Annotated in this window: 19 protein-coding genes; 11 read left to right on the top strand and 8 right to left on the bottom strand. The window is 66.3% G+C overall.

The features are described from left to right. Positions 1–655: 655 nt before the first annotated feature. Entirely contained in the window at positions 656–1771 is a 1116-nt protein-coding gene (ygfZ, locus tag DPQ64_RS12815) for a CAF17-like 4Fe-4S cluster assembly/insertion protein YgfZ (RefSeq protein WP_115864721.1), read from the top strand. A 16-nt stretch (positions 1772–1787) separates the two neighbouring features. Here ygfZ and DPQ64_RS12820 read toward each other — a convergent pair whose 3' ends face one another. After that, positions 1788–2801 carry an AI-2E family transporter gene (locus DPQ64_RS12820; protein ID WP_157971697.1) on the bottom strand — a complete coding sequence of 338 codons (1014 nt, stop codon included), beginning with the start codon at positions 2799–2801 and terminating at the stop codon, positions 1788–1790. A gap of 55 nt (positions 2802–2856) precedes the next feature. Next, positions 2857–3810 carry a hypothetical protein gene (locus DPQ64_RS18850; RefSeq protein WP_157971698.1) on the bottom strand — a complete coding sequence of 318 codons (954 nt, stop codon included), beginning with the start codon at positions 3808–3810 and terminating at the stop codon, positions 2857–2859. 142 nt (positions 3811–3952) lie between these two features. Here DPQ64_RS18850 and uvrA point away from each other — a divergent pair, with 142 nt between their 5' ends. The 4 genes from uvrA (at position 3953) to DPQ64_RS12840 (ending at position 9601) form a co-directional block, all read left to right on the top strand. Beyond that, positions 3953–6904 carry an excinuclease ABC subunit UvrA gene (gene uvrA, locus DPQ64_RS12825; RefSeq protein ID WP_115864723.1) on the top strand — a complete coding sequence of 984 codons (2952 nt, stop codon included), beginning with the start codon at positions 3953–3955 and terminating at the stop codon, positions 6902–6904. A 267-nt stretch (positions 6905–7171) separates the two neighbouring features. Next, the gene (locus DPQ64_RS12830) at positions 7172–7723 is read left to right on the top strand and encodes a DUF7344 domain-containing protein (protein ID WP_115864724.1); all 552 of its coding nucleotides are present in this window, start codon (positions 7172–7174) and stop codon (positions 7721–7723) included. Between the two features lie 71 nt (positions 7724–7794). After that, entirely contained in the window at positions 7795–8883 is a 1089-nt protein-coding gene (locus DPQ64_RS12835; protein WP_115864725.1) for a geranylgeranyl reductase family protein, read from the top strand. Positions 8884–9157: 274 nt separating this feature from the next. Next, positions 9158–9601: a CBS domain-containing protein gene (locus DPQ64_RS12840; protein WP_115864726.1), complete on the top strand. Its 444-nt coding sequence runs from the start codon at positions 9158–9160 to the stop codon at positions 9599–9601. A 35-nt stretch (positions 9602–9636) separates the two neighbouring features. On the opposite strand, the gene DPQ64_RS12845 is transcribed toward DPQ64_RS12840, so the two are convergent. From DPQ64_RS12845 to DPQ64_RS12855, 3 genes are all read right to left on the bottom strand, one after another. After that, positions 9637–10377, bottom strand: coding sequence for an SDR family NAD(P)-dependent oxidoreductase (locus DPQ64_RS12845; RefSeq protein ID WP_115864727.1), 741 nt, complete (start codon positions 10375–10377; stop codon positions 9637–9639). 296 nt (positions 10378–10673) lie between these two features. Next, on the bottom strand, positions 10674–11009 hold the full coding sequence (locus DPQ64_RS12850; RefSeq protein WP_115864728.1) for a CHY zinc finger protein: 336 nt from the start codon (positions 11007–11009) through the stop codon (positions 10674–10676). Between the two features lie 6 nt (positions 11010–11015). After that, entirely contained in the window at positions 11016–11960 is a 945-nt protein-coding gene (locus DPQ64_RS12855) for an aminopeptidase (protein WP_115864729.1), read from the bottom strand. Positions 11961–12128: 168 nt separating this feature from the next. On the opposite strand from DPQ64_RS12855, the gene DPQ64_RS12860 reads away from it, so the two are divergent. Further along, entirely contained in the window at positions 12129–13142 is a 1014-nt protein-coding gene (locus DPQ64_RS12860; protein ID WP_115864730.1) for a type II glyceraldehyde-3-phosphate dehydrogenase, read from the top strand. Between the two features lie 156 nt (positions 13143–13298). Then, a complete protein-coding gene (locus DPQ64_RS12865) occupies positions 13299–13706 on the top strand; it encodes an Hsp20/alpha crystallin family protein (protein ID WP_115864731.1) in 408 nt (135 codons plus the stop codon). A 565-nt stretch (positions 13707–14271) separates the two neighbouring features. Here the strand turns inward: DPQ64_RS12865 and DPQ64_RS12870 are convergent. The 3 genes from DPQ64_RS12870 to DPQ64_RS12880 form a co-directional block, all read right to left on the bottom strand. After that, entirely contained in the window at positions 14272–15141 is an 870-nt protein-coding gene (locus DPQ64_RS12870; protein WP_115864732.1) for an ATP-grasp domain-containing protein, read from the bottom strand. Positions 15142–15298: 157 nt separating this feature from the next. Next, complete coding sequence (locus tag DPQ64_RS12875) at positions 15299–15829, bottom strand: 50S ribosomal protein L16 (protein WP_115864733.1); 531 nt, start codon at positions 15827–15829, stop codon at positions 15299–15301. A gap of 102 nt (positions 15830–15931) precedes the next feature. Beyond that, positions 15932–16789 (bottom strand): hypothetical protein, encoded by an 858-nt coding sequence (locus DPQ64_RS12880; RefSeq protein ID WP_115864734.1) that lies wholly within the window; start codon positions 16787–16789, stop codon positions 15932–15934. A gap of 127 nt (positions 16790–16916) precedes the next feature. Here DPQ64_RS12880 and DPQ64_RS12885 point away from each other — a divergent pair, with 127 nt between their 5' ends. From DPQ64_RS12885 to DPQ64_RS12900, 4 genes are all read left to right on the top strand, one after another. Beyond that, the gene (locus DPQ64_RS12885) at positions 16917–17765 is read left to right on the top strand and encodes an aldo/keto reductase (protein WP_115864735.1); all 849 of its coding nucleotides are present in this window, start codon (positions 16917–16919) and stop codon (positions 17763–17765) included. A gap of 201 nt (positions 17766–17966) precedes the next feature. Next, positions 17967–19400: an extracellular solute-binding protein gene (locus DPQ64_RS12890; RefSeq protein ID WP_198662126.1), complete on the top strand. Its 1434-nt coding sequence runs from the start codon at positions 17967–17969 to the stop codon at positions 19398–19400. A gap of 4 nt (positions 19401–19404) precedes the next feature. Beyond that, positions 19405–20346: a carbohydrate ABC transporter permease gene (locus DPQ64_RS12895; protein WP_115864736.1), complete on the top strand. Its 942-nt coding sequence runs from the start codon at positions 19405–19407 to the stop codon at positions 20344–20346. Beyond that, positions 20346–21188 carry a carbohydrate ABC transporter permease gene (locus tag DPQ64_RS12900; RefSeq protein ID WP_115864737.1) on the top strand — a complete coding sequence of 281 codons (843 nt, stop codon included), beginning with the start codon at positions 20346–20348 and terminating at the stop codon, positions 21186–21188. Before DPQ64_RS12895 ends, DPQ64_RS12900 begins: the two co-directional genes overlap by 1 nt. Positions 21189–21514: the final 326 nt, after the last annotated feature.

Genomic DNA, 21514 nt, shown 5'->3' on the forward strand with positions numbered 1-21514 from the left:
TGGTTCACTGGGCGTGCGCTCGTTTTCCTTTCCACGCGGCGCGCGCAGGCGCGACCTCGTGTCGCGCCATCTCGTGCGAGGGCTGCGTAGCGCAGTGGAGCGAAGCGACCGAGGCCTGCGAGACGCCGCAGGCGTCTCGCTGCTCTGCGAACGCAGTTCACAGACAACGCAAGCGGTTGGGGAGGACGAGGTGCGGTGCTGTGCTGTGCGGTTGCGGTCAATCATGTGCCTCGGCAGTAGCTAGCTTTGTAGTATCTACTCTGTTACGGCGAGTACAGTCGAGCTAGCTATTGCTTGAGCATAGCCGTGACCGCAACCGCACAGCACTGCAGCCTCAGACCTTCCCAGCCTCCTGCGTTGTCTGCGAACTGCGTTCGCAGATCAGCGAGACGCCGCAGGCGTCTCGCAAGCCTCGGTCTCCGCTTCGCTCCGACCTGCGCTACTCGTCCCTCGCGCGCGTTGCTCGCGCGCGCCGGTCTGAAGATTTAACATCGAGCGCCGGACTGAAGGCTCAACGTCGAGCGCCGGGCTGAAAGATCAGAATCGATTCGCAGAACTAACTCTCGATAGTAGCGAGAGCAGTCGTGAAGAAGTACCTCCATTCCCTGCTTGATTCCCACCCTTTAATCCCGCCGAGAACCGAATTCCACGCAGAATGACAGTCATCGAGGGCCAGCAGACCGACCTCGGAGCAGAGTGGACCACGGTCGGCGAACGGCGCATCCCCGACCACTATGGGCGGCCCGAGCGCGCCCATCGCGCGGTCCGCAACGTCGTCGGCGTCACCGAGATGCCGTACGGCGTAGTGGTCGTTCGGGGCGACGACCGGGTGGAGTACGTCGACAACGTGGTGTCGAACCGGGTGCCGACCGACGACGGCGAGGGAGCCTACGCGCTGCTGCTCGACCCGCAGGGCGGCGTCGAGTTGGACCTCTACGTCTACAACGCGGGCGAGCAGCTCCTCCTGTTCGTCCCGCCGGGCGAGGCCGGGGCGCTCGCCGACGAGTGGCGCGAGAAGGTGTTCATCCAGGACGTGGAGATCGAGGTCGCCACCGACGGGTTCGGAGTGTTCGGCGTCCACGGCCCGAAGGCGACCGAGAAGATCGCCAGCGTGCTCAACGGCGCATCGACGCCCGAGGGCCACCTCTCGTTCGTCCGCGGACGGATGGCCGAGGTCGGCGTCACCGTGATCCGGACCGACGCGCTCACCGGCGAGGAGGGGTTCGAGGTGGTCTGTGCGACCGGGACGACCGTCAACGAGACCGGTGAGGAGCGAGCGAACGCCGAACTGGTGTACGACACGCTGCTGACCCACGGGCTGAACGCCGCGCCGTTCGGCCGCTCGACGTGGAACACGCTCACCCTCGAAGCCGGAACGCCACTGTTCGAGACCGAACTCGATGGCACCATTCCGAACGTCCTCGGCCTCCGGAACGCCGTGGACTTCGAGAAGGGCTGTTTCGTCGGTCAGGAGGTCGTTTCGCGCGTGGAGAACCGCGGTCAGCCCAGTCAGCGACTCGTGGGGCTTTGCCCCGATGCTGTCCCCGACTCGGGCGCGGCCGTGTTCGCGGGCGACGAGGCGGTCGGCGAGGTGACGCGGGCCGCCGAGAGCCCGACCGAAGGCGAACCCCTCGCGCTCGCGGTGGTGGACTACGGAATCGAGGACACCGAGTTGACTGTCAGGGTCGCGGGCGAGGAGGTCCCGGCCGAGCGTGCGGCGCTCCCGTTCGTCGAGGGGAGCGACCGCTCGGCGCGGATTCCGGAGTACTAGATTCGAGATTACTTTCTCACGCGTACTCGCGCGCGACCACCCGAACGAGTGCACGTGTGAACCCCAGCACGATGGGGCCGACGAAGATGCCCATGAAGCCGAACACGAGCAGGCCGCCGAACATCCCGAGCACGAGGATGGCCGGATTCAACTTCGCGCTCCGGCCGCCGACAACCGGCCGGAGGTAGTTGTCGGTGAGGTTCACCACGCCGAAGCCGTAGACGAGCAGGGCCGCTCCGCGGAAGATTCGCCCGGTGGCGACGAGGAACAGCGCGGCCGGAATCCAGATGAACATCGAGCCGACCAGCGGGAGGATGCCGAACACGACCGCGAGCACCGTCCAGAACAGCACGTTCGAGAAGCCGAGCGCGAACAGCGCGAGCCCGGTGAGTACGGCCTGCACCACCGCGATGACCAGCGTGGTGATGAGCACCGCGTAGGTGAGCCGGTCGAGTTCCGCGATCAGTTCGTCCTGCACGGCCTGTGGGAGTGGGGTCACCCTGCGGACCCACGCCACGGCCGACCGGCCGTCCACGAGCAGGTAGTACAGCACGAACCCGAATATCGTGAGCCCGAGTGTGACCTTCGAGAGGCCGCCGAGCCAGCCTGACGCCTCCCCGACGACGCGCCCGAGCCCCGACTGGACGATTCCGGCCACCTCCTGTAACGCCTGATCGACGTACTCCAGCGGGTCGACCCCGGCCAACTCGATGGACAGTTGGCGCAGGGATTCGAGCTCCGCGCCGAGGTCCGCGCGCTGGAAGCTCTCTATCGCGGCGACCGCCTGCTGGACCACGACCCGGAGCAACAGCACGAGCGGGAGCGCGAACAGCACCGTAGACGCCAGCATCAGCACGACTGCAGACTTTCGGGGGCCGATGCGGGGCGCGAGCTGGCGCTGGAGCGGGAACAGGGTGTACGCCAGCAGCACCGCGAGCGCGACGTAGGTGAAGAAGGGCCACACCACGAGCAGCGAGGCGTACAGCCCTACCGCCAGCAGGAGGAGGGCAAACGCCTTCTCGGCATCCATACCGCCAGTACGTGAGCCGCGTGGAAAAAGGCCAGTGACGTTCTCGCGTCGCTGTTCAGTAGATGATGCCGAGCAGCCCGTTCGACGAGCCGAAGTCCGAGCCGTTGTACACGTCCTGATTCTCGGTGAAGTAGACGCCGAGCGACTCCCACGCGTCGAGGAACTCGCGGCGCGAGTCGGCGAACTGCCAGTCAGGGTCCGTGATGTGGCCGTGGTCCCACGGGTCGTGGTGGGCACCGCAGACGACCGCGTAGTCGTCATCGTCGGCCGACGGAACGTCGTAGAGCCGGCCGTGCCACTGGGCGGTCACGCCGGTCGACTTCTTGACGTGCTTGTCCTGCTTCTTGGAGACGTAGCTGCTCCCGTCGTAGTAGAGGATGTACCGGTCGCTCGACGGCACGAAGTTGCCCCAGTCGCCGTCCTCGACCATCTTCGAGCGGACCTCGCTGGCCGACAGGCCGAGGTAGCGACGCCACGCCACGTTGATCGGCGCAGTCCGCTCGTCGACGCTCCCGGACCGGTAGTTGTACAGCGGGCCGTAATAGTACGGCGAGTGGCTGTCGGCCTCGGGACCGCTCTCCTCGCGCTCGGCTTTCAACTGACTCCGGAGCTGCTGTTCGGCGGCGGCGTGCTGTTCGAAGGTGCCGAAGACTCCGGTGTCGCGGTACTGAATCACGCTGGCTCCGCGGGACTCCCGCACGTCCTCGGGGACGCGCTCGCTGGCGACCGTAATCGGGTCGTACTCGACGGTCGCACGCCCGAAGTGAGGTCGGAGGTCCTGGCTCACGAACCGCTCGTGGTGGACGTACTCGTCGCCGTCGGGCTCGAACCGGTGGATTCGCTTGCCGGTTGCGGTGATCGGTCCCTCGCTCTTGCCCGGCGAACTACCGCCTCCGGACTCGCTCGCGGCCGCGGTTCCAGTGGGAACCGCCGCCGCGAACAGGCCGGCGGCCGCACCGCGGAGGAGTCGTCGGCGTCCGATGCTGTCGGAGTCGTCGTCTCGAACCATCGTGAAGGGGACAATTCGCGCTTGATTCAAATTTCTTTCGCAAGTATAGATATTTATTTTATATACTCTCGGAGGCTGCGTATCGGGCGAGTTCGACCCGAACCGACAGCGTTTCAGCCCCCACGTTCCTACCTGTGTCCAGATGAGCAAGGACTACATCGACGTCCGGGGGGCCGAAGAACACAATCTGAAGGACCTCGACGTCTCCATCCCGCGCGAGTCGTTCAACGTGGTGACGGGGCTGTCGGGGTCGGGGAAGTCCTCGCTCGCGTTCGAGACGGTGTACGCGGAGGGCCAGCGACGCTACATCGAGAGTCTGTCGGCGTACGCGCGCAACTTCCTCGGCCAGATGGACAAGCCGCAGGTCGAGAACGTCGAGGGGCTGTCGCCGGCTATCTCCATCGACCAGAAGAATGCGGCCAACAACCCCCGCTCGACCGTCGGGACGGTGACCGAACTCCACGACTACTTCCGGCTGCTGTACGCCCGCATCGGGACGCCACACTGCCCCGAGTGCGGCCGGGAGGTCGGCGAGCAGAGCGCCCAGAACATGGTCCGGCGCGTGCTCGAACTCCCCGAGGGCACCAAAGCGAAGATCGCGGCCCCGGTGGTCCGCGACCAGAAGGGGGCGTTCGAGGACCTGTTCGACGACCTCGTGAGCGACGGCTACTCTCGCGTCGAGGTCGACGGCGAATCGTTCGACCTCACGCTCGACAGGCCCGAACTCGACAAGAACTACGACCACGATATCGACGTGATCGTCGACCGGGTGACCGTCTCGCCGGAGGCCCGGAGCCGGATCACCGACAGCGTCGAGACCGCGCTGTCGGAGGCCGACGGCTCGCTGAAGGTCGTCCTGCCCGACCCGCCAGCGGACGCGGAACTCGGCGGCGCGAAGGCACGGTCCACCGGCGATTTGGCCGACGACGACGAGGACGACCGACTCGTCGTGGAGTTCTCCGAGGATCTGGCCTGCACGCACTGCGGCATCGACTTCCGGGAGATCGAGACCCGGAGCTTCTCGTTCAACAGCCCGCACGGCGCGTGCCCGGAGTGCGAGGGCATCGGCGAGACCAAGGAGGTCGACGAGGACCTCGTGGTGGTCGACGAGAGCAAGCCGCTGAAGGACGTGTTCGAGCCGTGGAGCTACAACCGGACGTACTACCGGCGACAACTCGACAACGTGGCCGACCACTTCGGCGTGAGCGTGACCACCCCGTTCGAGGACCTGCCGGAGGACGTCCGGCAGGCGTTCCTCTGGGGGACCAGCGAGACGGTCCACTTCGAGTGGACGACCAAGAACGGCACCCGCGAGAAGGACGAACGCTTCGAGGGCGTCATCCCCAACCTCGAACGCCGGTACGTCGAGACCGACTCTGACAGCACTCGCGACCACATCGAGGAGTACATGGCGGTCACGACCTGTCCCGCCTGTGAGGGCACCCGGCTCAACGACCAGAGCCGGTCGGTGTACGTCGACGGCACCTCGATCACCGAGGTCAACGAGATGTCCATCGGCGACGCGCTCGACCACTTCGAGGGACTGGAAGCGAAGTTGGACGAGCGCGAGACCAAGATCGCCGAGGAGATCCTCAAGGAGATCCGCGCGCGGCTCGGCTTCATGGAGGAGGTCGGGCTCGACTACCTGACTCTCGACCGGGAGGCCTCGACCCTCTCGGGCGGCGAGAGCCAGCGCATCCGGCTCGCCACGCAGATCGGGTCGGGGCTCGTCGGCGTCCTGTACGTGCTCGACGAGCCGTCGATCGGGCTCCACCAGCGCGACAACGACCGGTTGCTGGACACGCTCAAGGAACTCCGCGATCTGGGCAACACCCTGCTCGTCGTCGAGCACGACGAGGAGACGATGCGGCAGGCCGACAACGTCATCGACATGGGTCCCGGCCCGGGCAAGCGCGGCGGCGAGGTCGTCGTCCAGGGGACCACCGAGGAGATCGAGGACTGCGAGGACTCGATCACGGGCGACTACCTCGCGGGGCGCAAGGAGATTCCGGTGCCCGACGAGCGCCGCGAGAGCGAGACGGCACTGACCGTCCGCGGCGCGCGCCAGCACAATCTCAAGGACCTCGACGTGGAGATTCCGGTCGGCCAGTTCACCGCGGTCACCGGCGTCTCGGGGTCGGGCAAGTCCACCCTGATGCACGACATCCTCTACAAGGGGCTGGCCCGCGAGATGAACGACAACACCTCGGTCGACCCCGGCGACCACGACGCCATCGAGGGCGTCGACGGCATCGAGAAGGTACGGCTCATCGACCAGTCGCCCATCGGCCGCACCCCGCGGTCGAACCCCGCGACCTACACTGGCGTGTTCGACTACATCCGGGAGCTGTTCGCGGAGACGAAACTCGCCAAGCAGCGCGGCTACGAGAGGGGCCGGTTCTCGTTCAACGTGAAGGGCGGCCGGTGCGAGGAGTGTGGCGGTCAGGGTAACGTCAAGATCGAGATGAACTTCCTCTCGGACGTGTACGTCCCCTGCGAGGAGTGCGACGGGGCGCGGTACAACGACGAGACGCTCGACGTGACGTACAAGGGTGCCACCATCGCGGACGTGCTCGAGATGTCGGTCGAGGAGGCGTACGACTTCTTCGAGCACGACCAGCGCATCGCCCGTCGGCTCGGCCTGCTGAAGGACGTGGGGCTGGACTACATGAACCTCGGCCAGCCCTCGACCACCCTCTCGGGCGGGGAGGCCCAGCGGGTGAAACTCGCCGAGGAGCTCGGCAAGAAGGACACCGGCGACACGCTCTACCTGCTCGACGAGCCGACGACCGGCCTCCACAAGGCCGACGAGCGCAAGCTCATCGAGGTGCTCCAGCGGCTCACCGACAAGGGCAACACCGTCGCCGTCATCGAGCACGAACTCGACCTCGTGAAGAACGCCGACCACGTTATCGACCTCGGCCCCGAGGGCGGCGAGGACGGCGGCGAAACCGTCGCCACCGGGACGCCCGAAGCGGTCGCCCGGAAAGAGGAGTCGTACACCGGGCGCTACCTCCGGGACCTGCTCCCGGACGTGGACCTCGACGGCCCGCGCGCCGACCGCGAGCGCGTCGCGCCCGCGACCGACGACTGAAGCTCGACGAACGAGCGCGCCCGCTCCGGCGCGCCGGAGCGGGCGCGCTCGTTCGTCGAATCTGAGAGTTCCACGCCACCTTCCATCCGTGTATCGTCGGATTAACGCCGGGAATTCCCGAGTTACCCACGAAACGTTATCGGTGTTTGATATTCCTGCTCGGCTAAGTACTGGATAACAAAGTGTGCACCCGGAGAAATCCACGCACCGTGTTACGATGGGTGGCAGTGGCATTGGCGCAACAAGGGATTGAGCGGTTTCGGTAGCATGAGCTCGGCAGAAAATTCACCGGAAGGGGAGACGCTGTCGGAGGACCTGATCTTCGACGTCCTCAAGAACCGGCGACGGCGGTACACGCTTCATTACCTCAAACAGCAGGATCGCCCGGTCGAACTGAGCGAACTCGCCGAGCAGGTGGCGGCGTGGGAGAACGACACGACCGTCGAGGGGCTGTCGGCCAACGAGCGCAAGTCGGTCTACACCTCGCTGTACCAGACGCATCTCCCGAAGCTGGCGGACGCGGGCATCGTGGATTACAACCAGAACCGCGGTGTGGTTGAGCTGTCGGGCAACGCGGCCCAGCTGGAGGGGTATCTTCAGCCGCAGGACGAGTTCCCGTGGATCCGCTACTACCTCGGGCTCGCGCTGGTGAGCGCGGTCCTCGTGGTGGGCGACCTCCTCGGGATTCCGCCGTTCGAGGCCATCCCCGACCAGATCTGGGGCGTCCTCATCGTCGCGGCGTTCGCACTCTCGGCGGCGACCCACTACCTGCGCCAGCGACGACTCGGTAGCTCGGAGGGGCCGCCGACCGACGAGTGAGCGGCGTCGAACGAAGTGGAGTTCGCGCCGGAGCGGAGAATACTTGGGCGGTAGCGACGTAACCCGTACCGATGTACGACTTCGTGGTGGTCGGGGCCGGACCGGCGGGCTCGCGTTTCGCCCGCCGAGTGGCCGAACGGGGGGCGGACGTGCTGGTGCTCGAACGCGGCGAGGTCGGCGAACCGCTCGCCTGCTCGGGCCACGTCAGCACCGACATCTGGGAGTTCACGCCCGACGGCGCGCGCGAGGAACTGCTCCAGAACGAGGTGTACGGCGCGCGGTTCCACGTCGGCGGGCCCGACAGCGACGACTACCCCTTCTACAAGCACGAGGTCGTCTCGAACGTCATCGACCGCGTGGGCCTCGACAGGCTGCTCGCCGAAGCTGCCAGCGAGGCCGGCGCGGACCTCCGGGAGAACCACAGCGTCTCGGCCGTCGAAGAGCATGCCGACCGGGTCGAAGTCACCGCCAGCACGCCCGACGGCACCGAGACGTTCGAGGCCCGGATGGTCGCGGGCTGCGACGGCCCCGTCTCGCGAGTGCGTGACGAACTCGGCCTGTCCGACCCCGGCGAGAAGCTCCAGGGCGTGCTGGCCTTCAGCGACGAGGACGACCCCGGCGACTACGTGGACGTTCACCTCACGGCCCCGCGATTCTTCGCGTGGCGAATCCCTCGCGGCGACGCGGGCGTCGAGTACGGCCTCGCGGCCCCGCCGGGTTCGGACCCGAGCGCGAACGACCTCTTCTCCGAGTTCACCGAGGAGTACGACGTGGAGACGGTGAACTTCTGCGCCGGGATGATCCCGGTCGGTCCCGCCGACTCGGTGACGAGCCGGCGCGGGTTCCTGATCGGCGACGCCGCCGCCCAGACCAAGCCGTTCACCGGGGGCGGGATCCTGTACGGCATGACCGCTGCGGACCACGCCGCGCGGGAGATCGACCCCGAGCGACCCGCGACCCTGCAGCACTACGAAGCGGCGTGGCGCGACGACCTGAGCACCGAAATCAGACTGGGCCACTGGATTCGGAAGTGCTACTCGCTGCCGGAGAGGGTTCAGCACGCGGGGCTGTCGGCGTTCTCGGGCGAGATCGGGGTCCACATGGACGAGCCGAGTTCGTTCTTCTCGAAGGAGCACCTGTCGAAGCTGCTGTCGGGGTAAGTCTGCTTCGACCTCCTGATTCATTGCCCCAGCCCGCTAACCCACCCACGATACTCCCGATAGCCGACGCCTTCGAGCACGAGTACCGCGGTTACGCCCTCGTCTTCCGAGCCTTGGCTCGCGTCACTCGCCAAGATGCCGAGCACCCCTGCCCTTTCAGTTCGCCAGGAGCGTGGATTGAGTCACTGCTCGAAACAAGGAGTTAGCTGCGCGTATCTGAACACCGCCTCCCGGTGACCCAAACAAAGTTGTGTCCCACGCGCCACGGTCGAGTATGCTCGTTCGAGACGCCATGACGACCGACGTGGTGACGGTTCCCGCGGGCGCGTCGCTCCGGCAGGCCGTCGGTCGGATGCTCCGCGACGGCGTCGGGAGTGTGGTGCTCACTCGCGAGGGCACCCCGTCCGGTATCGTCACCGAGTCCGACGCGCTGAAGGCGGGCTATCGCTTCGAGCGCCCGCTCGCCGAGATCCCGGTCACGAAGGCGGCGAGCGACTCGCTGACGACGATCACCGAGCGCGCGACGATCCGCAAGGCGGTCCGGCAGATGCGCCGCCACGACGTAAAGAAACTCCCCGTGGTGAACGGGATGGAACTGGTCGGCATCCTCACGATGACCGACGTGGTGGTGCGTCACGAGTCGCTCATCGACGAGGCCATCGCGCTGGAAGAGGGCCGAGACGGGTGGTCGCCGGAGCACGACACCGAGGACCGCTGACGCGCGTACCTGACTCACGCGGTCTCGACTCGGATTCACACCTCTTCGGGCAACCACCCGCCGTCGACTTCGACGTTCTCGCCGCTGATGTAGTCGCTGTCCTCCTCGAGGAAGAAGAGGACGGCTTGCGCCACGTCCTCGAAGCCGGCCGGTCGGCCGCGGGGCAGTTCCTCGGGGAACTCGTCGGAGTTCTCGACCACGTAGGGCGACACCGCGTTCGCAGTGATGCCGTCGTGCTGGGTGTCGTTGGCGAGCATCCGGGTGAACATCAGCACACCCTGCTTGGCGATGAAGTACGGCGCGTTCTTCGGACTCATCAGGCCCTTCTCGGCACTGGCGTAGCCGACGTTCACGATGCGGCCCCACGATTGGTCGCGCATTCCCGGTAGGGCGCGCCTGCAGCAGAGATAGGTTCCGTTGACGTTCGCCTGCAGGACGGTGTTCCACTGCTCGAAGGAAATCGACTCCCAGTGGTCGGGCGCGAACGGGCCGACGTTGTTCACCAGCACGTCCACCGTGCCGAGGGAGTCCTCGACCGCGTCGAACATCGCGTCCACGTCGTCGGGGTCCATTACGTCGCCCTGCACGGTCGTCGCTCGGGGCGCACCGCGCTCGCGAGCCTCGGCGGCCACCTCCTCGGCGGCGTCGGCGCTGGACCGGTAGTGGACCGCAACCGACGCGCCCTGCTCGGCGATAGCGTACAGCAGTTCGCGACCGGCGCCCCCGGCGCTCCCGGTGACGAGCGCGATCCGGTCGGTCAGGTCTGGTCGTATCACGCTCCGGAGTTGGGACTCGGGCCATATCGTTGTTGAGGCTGTAGCATAGCCGTGTTCGGACGAGCGCGACCATCTGACTGGTTTCGGTCGACGGAACAACAACCACCCTGGCGGACTGAAAGGGCGAGGGCGCTCGACCCGGCCCGGACGATGTAAGTACTGGACCGAACGACCGCAGGGAGCGAGGGAAGCGCACAGCGAGTCCCGGCCGGTCGAGCGACCGAGGGCTTTCGAAACTCTCTATGACACTCCTCCTACTGGTATCGCGGAGAAACCGATCACGTCGAACCCAAAACTCAGTCGAACGCGAAGTAGCGCTCGTAGTGGTCCGCACAGCCAGGGTTGAACGCCGCCCCGCAGTCCGGACATTCGTGATCCCCATTCACGAACTCCCGCGGCGTCAGCTCCGCACCGCACGCACCGCACAGCACCGCGGACGCCGAACTCTCCACCGACAGTCGCTCCGGGTCGTGGTCTTCGACGGCCTCGTGACACCGGAAGCAGGGGTAGTAGGCGTCACAGCAGGCGAATTTGAGCGCTACCACGTCGCGCTCGGTGTCGTAGTGGGCACAGCGCGTCTCGGCGTCCACCTCGACGCCGCGAACCTGCACACCTCCGATCTCGCGCTCCATCGTCGTTCAGGGCTCGGGCAGCGTGACTTCTTCACCATCGGCGTAGACTGTGGGCTCCCGGAGGATGCCGTCGAAGTGGATGGGTGCCTCGGTGTCGCCGCCAATGCTGGCGTCGTCGCCCAGCGCGATGTGGACCGTCCCGCCGGCCTTCTCGTCGAGCAGGACCGAGCCGACGAGTTCCGTGACCGCGACGTTGGTGCCGATGCCGAGTTCCGCGAGGTTGTACGCCGCGTCGCCGACCTCCTCGGCGGCCTCCTCGACCAGTGAGCGGATCTCGTCGTCGGAGATGCGGGTGACCTGCCCGTCCTCTACGTCGAATTCGAGGGTCTGGCCGTCGTCGAGCAGGCCGTGGGGCATCATGGTTCCGTCGACGACGTAGGTGCCGTTCGCGTCCTCGGGGCTGACGAACACCTCGCCAGCGGGGAGGTTCGAGAACTCGCCCGGCTCGTGGACGATACCGGTGTCGAGGTGCCACTCGCGGTCGCCGGGCGCGAAGGTGATGTCGGTTCCCTGCGGCGAGGTGACCCGGACCTCGTCGGCGTCCTCGACCTGCGCGAGCACGTCGTCGCAGTGGGCGGCGATGGACTCGTAGTCGGCGTCCAGCCCCGTGGTGAACACCTCCTCGGTGATGCCGGGCAGGGTCGCGCCGCGCGCCCCGGCGTCGTTGGCGTCGCTCCGAGCGCGGGTGTGGCTCAGGCTCTTGGTCGTCGGTGCGAGGAACACGTCACTGGCGGCCATCGCGGCGCTGACTGGCTCCGGCGGCTCTGCGCCGTGGCTCGCGCCCGGCGGGAACCGCACGATACTGGCGTCGTCGGTGACGTCGCTGGCGACCTCGTAGAGCGCCTCGCCAATCGGCTGGCGCTTGTCGTCGGTGACGATGCAGCACGACTCCTCGGAATCGAGCGCGAGACACTGCTCGATGGCGGTTTCGGCCGCGTCGCTGAGACTCATGGTCGAGTGGTGGACCGGGTCGGGGTTAGGCTTTCCCTTCGCGGAACGGACGAATCTCGCCGGTCGGCCGAGCCACCCGTGACCTCGAACGACTTACTCGAACGAGAGTTAGTTCCCGTCGCGCGCCCCCGAAACCATTATGCGCGTCGGCATCGGAAATCCAGCCACATGATACGGGTCGGAATCAACGGGTACGGGACCATCGGCAAGCGCGTCGCGGACGCCGTGCGCGCCCAACCGGACATGGAGGTCGCGGGGGTCGCCAAGACGCGACCCAACTTCGAGGCCGAGCAGGCCGTCGAGAAGGGCTTCCCGCTGTACGCCGCCATCGAAGACCGCGTGGAGCTGTTCGACGACGCGGGCATCGAACTCGCCGGGATGGTCGAGGAACTGGTCGAGGCCAGCGACGTAGTGGTCGATGCCTGTCCCTCGGGCGTCGGTGAGCAGAACTCCGAGATGTACGAGGCGTACGACACGCCCGCGCTGTATCAGGGCGGCGAGTCCGCCGACTTCGTCGACACCAGCTTCAACGCCCGGTCGAACTTCTCGGACGCCAACGGCGCGGACCACGTGCGCGTCGTCTCCTGTAACACGACGGGCCTTTCGCGGCTCATCGCGCCACTCCGCGAGGAGTACGGCGTCGAGAAGGTCCGGACGACGCTGGTCCGCCGGGGCGGCGACCCGGCCCAGACGGATCGCGGGCCGATCAACGACATCCTGCCGAATCCGATCACGCTACCCTCCCATCACGGACCGGACGTGAACACCATCTTCCCCGACCTCGACATCGACACGCTCGGGCTGAAGGTGCCCGCGACGCTGATGCACGTCCACAGCGTCAACGTCACCCTCGACGAGGCGCCCGACGCCGACGAGGTCCGGGACCTGCTCGAAGGCGAGTCGCGCATCTTCGTCATCCCCGAGCGCTTCGACATCGACGGCGCGGGCAAGCTCAAGGAGTACGCGCAGGACGTGGGCCGCCCGCGCGGGGACATCTGGGAGAACTGCCTCTGGGGCGAGTCCGTGACCGTAGAGGACGACGACCTCTACCTGTTCCAGGCCATCCACCAGGAGAGCGACGTGGTGCCCGAGAACGTCGACGCCATCCGGGCGGTCACGAACGCGGCCGACGCGGCCGAGAGCATCGCGACGACGAACGAATCGCTCGGGATGGGCATCTGAGCGACGGTGGAGGACTGCTTTTTTGGAATCGACGCGACGCTCGTGCATCAGGCGACGCGTCGCACTCGAACCGGTCTCACGGCTGGCCGTCTTGGGCGTCCGGCAACGACCCCCGACTGCCAAAGGCTTTTGCCGGCTTGCACCCTACCTCCGTTCATGCGACGAGACGACCGCGACGACCCCTTCGACGACCTCTTCCGCGAGATCGAGCGCATGATGAACGAGATGATGGGCGACGACTTCGACATGCGCGTCGAACGCGACGCGAATCCTGCTGGCGGCCCAACCGGATTCGGCTCGGAGACCCACGTGGACGTTCACCAGACCGACGACGTGGTGCGGGTCGTCGCCGACCTTCCCGGGGTCGTGAAGGAGGACATCGACCTCAAGTGCGACGGCGAGGTCCTGACCATCGGCGCGGCCAGCGACCACCGCGAGTACGACGAGCGGGTCCGCCTGCCGGCGCAGGTCGACGAGCACTCCGCGACCGCGACGTACAACAACGGCGTGCTCGAAGTGACGTTCGAGCAGTCCGACGAGTCGGCCGACATCGACGTGCAGTAACTCGGCGGAACCGGGGTCGGTTTCTACAGGGTGGCTCTGTTTTCGGTCTTTTTCGGCCAAAATCTGAGTCTTCGGCTCGACTTCTACTTCGGCCTCCCGTCCTCGGCACAATTCCCAATTTTCAGGGTCGGCGCGCGCGAGCAACGCGCGTGAGGGAGGAGCGAACGCAGTGAGCGACGAGGCTGGGGAGGCGTGAGGCTCGCGGTTGCGGTGTCCCCTAGGCCGCGGCAGTAGCTAGCTTCACGTGTCTCAAATTGGACGTGATCAGGAACACGAAGCTAGCTACTGCCGAGGCACATGAGTGACCGCACAGCACCGCGACCGTACCTCGTCCTCCCCAACCGCTTGCGGTCCTCGCTGCGCTGCGGTCCTCAGCCACCGGCAGACGGTCCTGCTCGCCTTCGGCTGCGCGGGCTGCGACTGCCGAGCCTGCACTCGCTTCGCTCGTGCAGACCTCGCGCGATTTGGCGCGACACGAGGTCGCGCCACCGCGCGCCGGAGGTAAGTGTGGCATCAAGTGCGACCGTTCCGAAGACCACAGTCGAGCTACCCCGTAGTGACTACCTCACCTGCGCTCCGCCACCGCCCGAATCAGGTCCGCCAGCCCGTCGTAGAATCCGTCGTCGTACTTCGTCTCGGCGTCGACCGTCGGCCGGGCGTTGGTCTCGTTGACCACCGCGCGGTCCCCGGAGACCAGCAGATCCACGCCGAGGAAGTCGATATCGAGCGCGTCGGCCGTCCGCTCGGCGAGGTCGCGCAGGTCTGCCGGGAGGTCCACGCCGGTCGCGACCGCGCCGCGGTGGACGTTGTGCTTCCAGCGATTCTCACTCGCGTCGCTCGAAATCCTGCGCTCGACGCCGCCGACGCACTCGCCGTCGACGACCATCGCGCGGTAGTCGGTGGCCTCGGGCACGAACTCCTGGACCAGAAACGACTTGTCGCCGGTCGCGCGGTAGTCGTGGACCAGATCGAGGTAGTCGGTCACGCCGAGGAACGAGTCCGCGTCGCCGACCTTCGCCACGCCGACGCCCCGGGTCGTGGAGTTGGGCTTGACCACCACCGGCGAACCGAAGCGGTCGAAGGCGTCGAGCAGGTCGGCCTCCTCGGCGGGGTTCGAGACGAGGACGGTTTCTGGAACGGGGATTCCCGCTCGCTCCAGCGTGGCGATGACCCCGGCCTTGTTCCGCGACCGGAGGACCGCCTCGCGGTCGTTGACCCACGGCACGTCGAGCAGCGCGTCGAGCACGCCGCCCTCCATCGCTCGCGAGGGGTAGACGAACCCCGCGTCGAACTCGTCGCCAGTCCACGGCGGGTCCGCGAGCGAGACGGTTCGGCCCTCGCTCGGGACGTGGTGGACCGCGATGCCCCGCTCGGCGAGGGGGTCGCGGATGCGCTCGAACGTCTCCTCTCGGTAGGCGACCGCGAGGTCCAGCATAGGTGCTTGGTGGGAGCGTGCGAGTAAAAAGGTGCGTCTTGGGCGGCCCGACCACCGCCAGCGTACCGGCTGCTATCGACCTACAGAACGCTACGTTAACGAGGTGTTGGTCCATCGACGACGACCGGCTGAACGAATCGAAAGAAAATTCGACTGGTTACGAGACGAGCAGTTCCTCACCGCGCTCGACCTTGATGCGGCAGGGCGGCGAGATCTTGTTGTACGAACGGCGGAGCGCGTCCTTGACGACGGGCGCCTCCTCGGGCTGGCACCACGCGGTGAAGATGCGCTCGCCCGCGCCGATTCGGGCGGCCGTGCCGACGACCTTGCCGAACGCCTGTCGCATTCCGTCGGAGACGCGGTCCGCGCCCGCGCCGGTCGCCTGCTTGTTCTCCCGGATGACGTGGTGGGGGAACTTCCGGAGGATCATCTTGTAGTTGCCCTCGCCGAGCTCCTTGATGAGGTGGCGGTTGGCCGACAGCCGGGAGGCCTCGAGCGCGCCGTGGCGGATCTGGACCTCTTCCTCGGTGACGAGGCTGATCTGAACCGGGTAGTCGTCTCCGTCGGCTTCGAGGTTCCCCATGCTGTGCTGTGCGATCTTCGAGCCGGGGATGCCGGTGATGTACTCTCGGCGAGTGTACGCGGGCTTGCTGATCTCCCGGTACATCGAGGCGGGTTTCTCGGACATGGTTATTACCGGAATCTGAGGGTCACGCGGCGGATAAACCCTTCGATGCGCGGTAAGGCGGGGTTCCGGAGCTTCGCGCCATCTACTCTACGACGGTGCCCGTTACTCCACGACCACGTACGTCAGCGCCGCGAGCAGGCCGCCCTCGACGAACCCCGCGCCGTGCGCGAAGACGTTCGTGAACGTCCCCTGCGAGACGGGGTCGGCCGGGAACAGTCCGTACACCAGCCAGACGAGCAGCGCGAGGACCAGCCCCACGTACAGCAGGTCCTGCCCCACCTGTCGGTAGTGGGCGTCACCGTAGGCGGTCCGGCGGCCGCGCGAGACGATGCCCGACACCGTCAGCGCGAGCCCGACCGCGACCGCGCCGCCCTCCACGAGTCCGATCTGCGGCGCGTATATCCAGAGGAGTTCGCCGAGCAACAGCAGGACCGCGAACTGGCCGACGAAGAACACCGTCTCGCGCGAGTAGGTCGCCCGGAGGTGGACCGCCACCGCCACGAGCAGGAAGCCGCCGAAGCCCGCGACCACGCCCGAGAATCCCCGAGAGACCGGCGACGAGTCCGGGAACCGGGCGGCCAACACCGCGTAGCTCGTGAGGTTGACCGCGACCGGCAGCACCACGAGGAACAGCGGGACCGTCCGGCGGAACCACGACCGGCGGTCGGCGTTGAGACAGACCAGATACGTCACGGCCGCCAGCGAGACGTAGCCGCCGAGGTTGCTGAACAGGTGGTCGGTCCCCGCGTGGACGTACGCCGACGTGAGCAGGGTCGCGGGCGCGAACGCCGCGTGGTCGAACGCCATGCTGTCGTGGACCGTCCCGGGCAGGAGGAACTGTATCGCGAGCAAGAGGCCCCCGACCGCGGCGACGCCCGCGAGGTCGCCGAGCACCGCAGACCGGGGGTAGCCGAGCACGCGGGGGTTCTGGGCGGCCGCCGGGGGCCTCGGGTCGCTCATTCGGACGGACGTTCGACCGCGAGGGCCAAAAGCGTCGCCCCGATGGGTGAGTTACCAATGGCGATGATGCGTTTGTGAGGCCCGGTGTCGCCGGAACGACTATTGGGGTCCGCGAGACACCAACGGCATGGTCGAAGTCAACGAAAACGAGAGCGGCACGTTCGACATCGGCGGTGAACTCACGGTGAACCGACTCGGCTACGGCGCGATGCGGCTCACCGGGGAGAACATCGTCGGCAGGCCCGACGACCCCGAGGAGGCCCGCGAGGTGCTCCGGCGCGCGGTCGAACTGGGCGTCGACTTCGTCGACACCGCCGACTCGTACGGCCCGGGCGTGAGCGAGCGCATCATCGGCGAGGTGCTCGACCCTGACGACGCGGTGGTGGCGACGAAGGCCGGACTCCTCCGGAACCGCGGGGGCGAGTGGATACCCCACGGCGGGCCGGACTTCTTCCGGAATCAGGTACTCTGCAGCCTCGACCGCCTCGGGGTCGACAGCATCGACCTCTACCAGCTTCACTCCCCGAACGTCGACGCCGACTTCGAGGAGGCCGTGACCACTTTCGGCGAGTTGCAAGACGATGGGCTGGTCGACCACGTGGGCATCAGCAACGTGGACGTCGAGCAGTTCGAGACCGCCCGCGACCACGTCGAGGTGGCGACCGTCCAGAACGAGTACAACGTCGGCAACCGCGAGCACGAGGACGTGCTCGAGGCCTGCGAGGACGCCGGCGTAGGCTTCATCCCGTACTTCCCCATCGGCGGCGGCGACCTCGGGGAGACGGGCGAGGCGTTGGCGTCTGTGGCCGACGACCACGGCGCGACCCCGCGACAGGTCGCCCTGGCGTGGCTCCTCGAGCGCTCGCCCGTGACGCTCCCGATTCCGGGCACGTCGAGCGTCGACCATCTGGAGGAGAACGTGGCGGCGTCCGGGCTCGACCTCTCGGACGAGGACGTGAAGCGACTCGACGCGTGAGGCGGCTCGGCGAGCGTGGTGGCCGCTCGCTCGTCGACTGAATCCCCCGCCCGAATCAGCGAATAGAGAACAGAAAACCGAGTAAATAGCTCGCTCTGGGCGGCTACGAGGCTTGTTTGCGGCTTGACAACGGCTGGAAGGTCGTTTACCACTGCTCTATGGTGAAGAACTCCTATATAGCATATTCAGTGAGAAACTGTCATGGCTGGCGATACCAAACAGTCAACGAGCGGGAGTAGTTCGACCAATAGAACACGCCGTCGCTTCCTGGAGGCGACGGGTGCGGGGACCGTCGTCGCACTCGCGGGATGTCTCGGCGGTGGCGGTGACGGCGATGGCGGCGATGGCGGCGACGGCGGTGGCGGCAGCGGCGAGACAACGGGCAACGGGAACGCCACGACAGGCAGTAGCGGCACGAAGACCATCCGCGTCATCAACTCGGCGTACGAGCCGGTCCAGAAGGTCTTCGAGGAGATCTTCAGCGAGTTCGAGGAACAAGAGGGCAACGTCGAAGTCGAGTACAACCGCGTCGACTTCGCCGACGCGCCCCAGCAGGCCGCGCAGGCTCAGGCCGCCGGCGAGCCGTGGGACGTGATGAATCTCGCGTCGCCCGGTAACAACGTGACCGCGGCCCAGGAAGGGCTGCTCCAGCCGATCAACGACGTGGTCGACGACCGCGGGGTCGACTACTGGAACGAGAAGGCCATGTTCAAACTCGACGGTGACCACTACTTCGCCCCGCACTACGGCTCGGTCATCAAGCTGAACTACCGGGTCGACATGTTCGAGGAGGCGGGCGCGCCGATGCCCCCGTTCGACAACTGGGAGCAGTACATGACCGCGGCCGAGAAGCTGACCAACACCAGCAAGAACCAGTACGGCCATCCCGTCTTCCTCGGGAGCAACCACTTCCACGGCGTCTGGCCGATGATGCTCACCATGATGAACGGCGGTGGCGTCGTCAACCCCGACGGCGACATCGTGTTCGACTCCCAGGAGACCGCCGAGGCGCTCCAGTTCGTCAAGGACATGGACCAGTACAGTCCGACGAGCGCGCACAACTCCTCGATCCCGGACATGCGCCCGCCGCTGTACCAGGGCCAGTACGCGATGACGTGGTACTCCACCAATCAGGTGGCCGCCGACATCGAGAGCTACAACCCCGACCTGAAGGGCGACGTGCAGGTCACCCACGTTCCGGCTCCGAAGGGCAACGAGCCGGTCGCACGGATGACCGGGACCGGGTACGGCGTCAGCAGCGAGACCGAGCATCCCAAAGTTGCAAAGCGGCTGGTCAAGTACATCACCGAGCGCGAGAACGTCACTCGCATGCTGACCGCGAACCCCACCGCCAAGATTCCGATGGTCAAGGGCGTCCTCGAGGAGGACGCGATGTGGGAGAACGACACCATGCAGGAGTACGAGGACCTCTACCGGGACCTCGTCGGCATCGCGGAGGACTACGGCCGCATCATCGCGGTCAACGAGAACCCCGAAACGGTCAACCCGATCACCGGTCGCGCGCTGAGCGAGACCATGGTCGTCGGCGCGGCACAGGACGCGGTGCTCGAAGACATGGACCCGATGGACGCTGCGACCAAGTGGGCCGACCGCATGCGCGAGGAATACAAGTAATCACATGTCAGAGGTCAGCGAGCAAACGTCGGCGACGTCGACTGGCGCGTTAGCGCAGGCCAAGAACAAGCTCGACAATCTCAGCGAGAACCAGATGGGGCTCCTGCTGGTCCTGCCCCTCGCAGTGCTGCTGATGGTGCTGTACCTGTACCCCATCCTCCGCGGGTTCGTGTTCAGCCTCCAAGAAGTCAGCCTGTTCGCGACGGATCCGGTCTGGGCCGGCGCGCAGCAGTACGTCGACACGCTAAACTCCGATCGGTTCTGGGGCGCGCTGGAGAACGGCATCGTCTACACCGTCGGTTCGGTCGCCGTGACCGTGGTCGTCGGCGTGGGCACCGCGCTCGTGCTCAACCGTTCGTTCTTCGGCGAGCGGTTCGTGACGGGGCTCGTCCTCTCGCCGTACATGATCCCCATCGTGGGGATCGTACTGGTGTTCCGGTGGCTGTTCAACGGACTGAACGGCGCGGCCAACTACGTGTTCATCGAACTCGGCCTCGTCAACCAACCCATCGCGTGGTTCAGCAGTTCCACGTACGCGATGCCGATGCTCATCCTCATCAGCGGGTGGGCGCTGTATCCGTTCGTCTGCATGTTGGTGCTGGCGAAGCTCCAGACGATTCCCGACGAGTACTACGAGGCCGCCGACCTGATGGGGGCCTCGCGCACCCGTCAGTTCGTCTCGATCACGCTCCCACAGCTCAAGAGCGTGCTGTTCGTCGCCATCCTGCTCCGGATGCTGTGGACGTTCAACCTGTTCGACATCATCTGGCTCGGGACCCAGGGCGGACCGGGCAACGCGACCGAGACGCTCCCGATCATGGCCTACCGCATCGCGTTCGACGGGCTCCGCCTCGGTGAGGGCACCGCGGTCGCCTTCCTCACCTTCGTGGTGCTCGCGGCCGGAACCACCATCTACTTCCGTTCGTTCGGGGAGGCGAGCGCATAATGTTCGACCTCACTCTCCGCCAGCGACACTACCTCGAACGCGTGACGACCTACGGGCTGGTCATCGGCATGACGGTCCTGCTGATGATTCCGATGGTATGGGGCGTGCTGTCGTCGGTCCGACCGTCCCAAGAGCTGTTCTCGTGGCCGCCCCAGCTCATCCCGTCGAACATCACGCTCGACAACTACCGGCTGCTGCTGGAGACGACCGAGTTCACCCAGTACTTCGTCAACAGCCTCGTGGTGGCCGTGCTCGCGATGGTGTTCACGCTGAGCATCGCCACGCCCGCCGCGTACGCGGTCACGCGCTACGAGTTCAAGGGCAGGCAGTACGTCACCAACCTCAGCACCATCATCTACATGTTCCCGCTCGTGCTGCTGGGCATCCCGCTGTTCGTCATCTTCTCGCAGCTCGGGCTCACCAACTCCCGGCTCGGACTCGCGCTGACGCACACGGCGTTCGCGCTCCCGTTCGCGCTGATGTTGCTCCGGGTGTTCTTCAACGACATCTCGCCCGCCATCGTCGAGTCGGCGCGACTCGTCGGCGCTGGCAGGATCACCATCATCCGGAAGATCATCCTGCCGCTGTCGCTGCCGGGCATCGTCGCGACCGTCATCTTCGTGATGGCGCTGTCGTGGAAGGAGTACTTCTTCGCGCTCCTGCTGATGAACAAGAACGCACTCTCGACGCTCCCCATCGGCATCGCCAGCCTCATCGGTATGTCGACGACCAACTGGGGGCTCATCCTCGGCGGCGTGATGATCATGAGCCTCCCGCCGATGGTGCTCATCTTCTTCCTCTACGACTACCTGCTGGAGGGCTTCGCCGTCAGCACGCTGTAGTCGTCGGGGACTCTCTCGGTTTTCTCACGCTTCTCGCGTCCGATACTCCGGAGTGGATTCGCCGAGCGAACGCTGATTCTCACGCTTGCCTTGATGCAGCTGATGTGGCCTTCTGAATCGGCGTACGCCCAGTTTTGCTCTCCACTCCGGCGCGTGCTGTCGCGGCCTCTCGTGGCCGCGCCCAAGCGCGCGAGGTCTGCAGGAGCGAAGTCGTTCGAAAATCGGAGATTTTCGTGATCACGAGAGAGCGAAGCTCTCTCGGACGACGACTGCAGGCTCGGCGGACGCGGTTTGTCCGCCGGTGGACGAGCATCGCAGCCCGGAAC

This window comes from Halorussus litoreus, from assembly GCF_003382685.1.
Taxonomy (GTDB): domain Archaea; phylum Halobacteriota; class Halobacteria; order Halobacteriales; family Haladaptataceae; genus Halorussus; species Halorussus litoreus.

Excerpts from the sequence above, each read along its gene's own strand:
- DPQ64_RS12835 (WP_115864725.1), top strand. The coding sequence starts at position 7,795 with ATGTACGACTTCGTGGTGGTCGGGGCCGGACCGGCGGGCTCGCGTTTC.
- DPQ64_RS12870 (WP_115864732.1), bottom strand. The coding sequence starts at position 15,141 with ATGCTGGACCTCGCGGTCGCCTACCGAGAGGAGACGTTCGAGCGCATC.
- DPQ64_RS12875 (WP_115864733.1), bottom strand. The coding sequence starts at position 15,829 with ATGTCCGAGAAACCCGCCTCGATGTACCGGGAGATCAGCAAGCCCGCG.
- DPQ64_RS12895 (WP_115864736.1), top strand. The coding sequence starts at position 19,405 with ATGTCAGAGGTCAGCGAGCAAACGTCGGCGACGTCGACTGGCGCGTTA.
- DPQ64_RS12840 (WP_115864726.1), top strand. The coding sequence starts at position 9,158 with ATGCTCGTTCGAGACGCCATGACGACCGACGTGGTGACGGTTCCCGCG.
- DPQ64_RS12885 (WP_115864735.1), top strand. The coding sequence starts at position 16,917 with ATGGTCGAAGTCAACGAAAACGAGAGCGGCACGTTCGACATCGGCGGT.
- DPQ64_RS12865 (WP_115864731.1), top strand. The coding sequence starts at position 13,299 with ATGCGACGAGACGACCGCGACGACCCCTTCGACGACCTCTTCCGCGAG.
- ygfZ (WP_115864721.1), top strand. The coding sequence starts at position 656 with ATGACAGTCATCGAGGGCCAGCAGACCGACCTCGGAGCAGAGTGGACC.
- DPQ64_RS12830 (WP_115864724.1), top strand. The coding sequence starts at position 7,172 with ATGAGCTCGGCAGAAAATTCACCGGAAGGGGAGACGCTGTCGGAGGAC.
- DPQ64_RS12900 (WP_115864737.1), top strand. The coding sequence starts at position 20,346 with ATGTTCGACCTCACTCTCCGCCAGCGACACTACCTCGAACGCGTGACG.
- DPQ64_RS18850 (WP_157971698.1), bottom strand. The coding sequence starts at position 3,810 with ATGGTTCGAGACGACGACTCCGACAGCATCGGACGCCGACGACTCCTC.
- DPQ64_RS12820 (WP_157971697.1), bottom strand. The coding sequence starts at position 2,801 with ATGGATGCCGAGAAGGCGTTTGCCCTCCTCCTGCTGGCGGTAGGGCTG.
- DPQ64_RS12855 (WP_115864729.1), bottom strand. The coding sequence starts at position 11,960 with ATGAGTCTCAGCGACGCGGCCGAAACCGCCATCGAGCAGTGTCTCGCG.
- DPQ64_RS12850 (WP_115864728.1), bottom strand. The coding sequence starts at position 11,009 with ATGGAGCGCGAGATCGGAGGTGTGCAGGTTCGCGGCGTCGAGGTGGAC.
- DPQ64_RS12880 (WP_115864734.1), bottom strand. The coding sequence starts at position 16,789 with ATGAGCGACCCGAGGCCCCCGGCGGCCGCCCAGAACCCCCGCGTGCTC.
- uvrA (WP_115864723.1), top strand. The coding sequence starts at position 3,953 with ATGAGCAAGGACTACATCGACGTCCGGGGGGCCGAAGAACACAATCTG.
- DPQ64_RS12890 (WP_198662126.1), top strand. The coding sequence starts at position 17,967 with ATGGCTGGCGATACCAAACAGTCAACGAGCGGGAGTAGTTCGACCAAT.
- DPQ64_RS12860 (WP_115864730.1), top strand. The coding sequence starts at position 12,129 with ATGATACGGGTCGGAATCAACGGGTACGGGACCATCGGCAAGCGCGTC.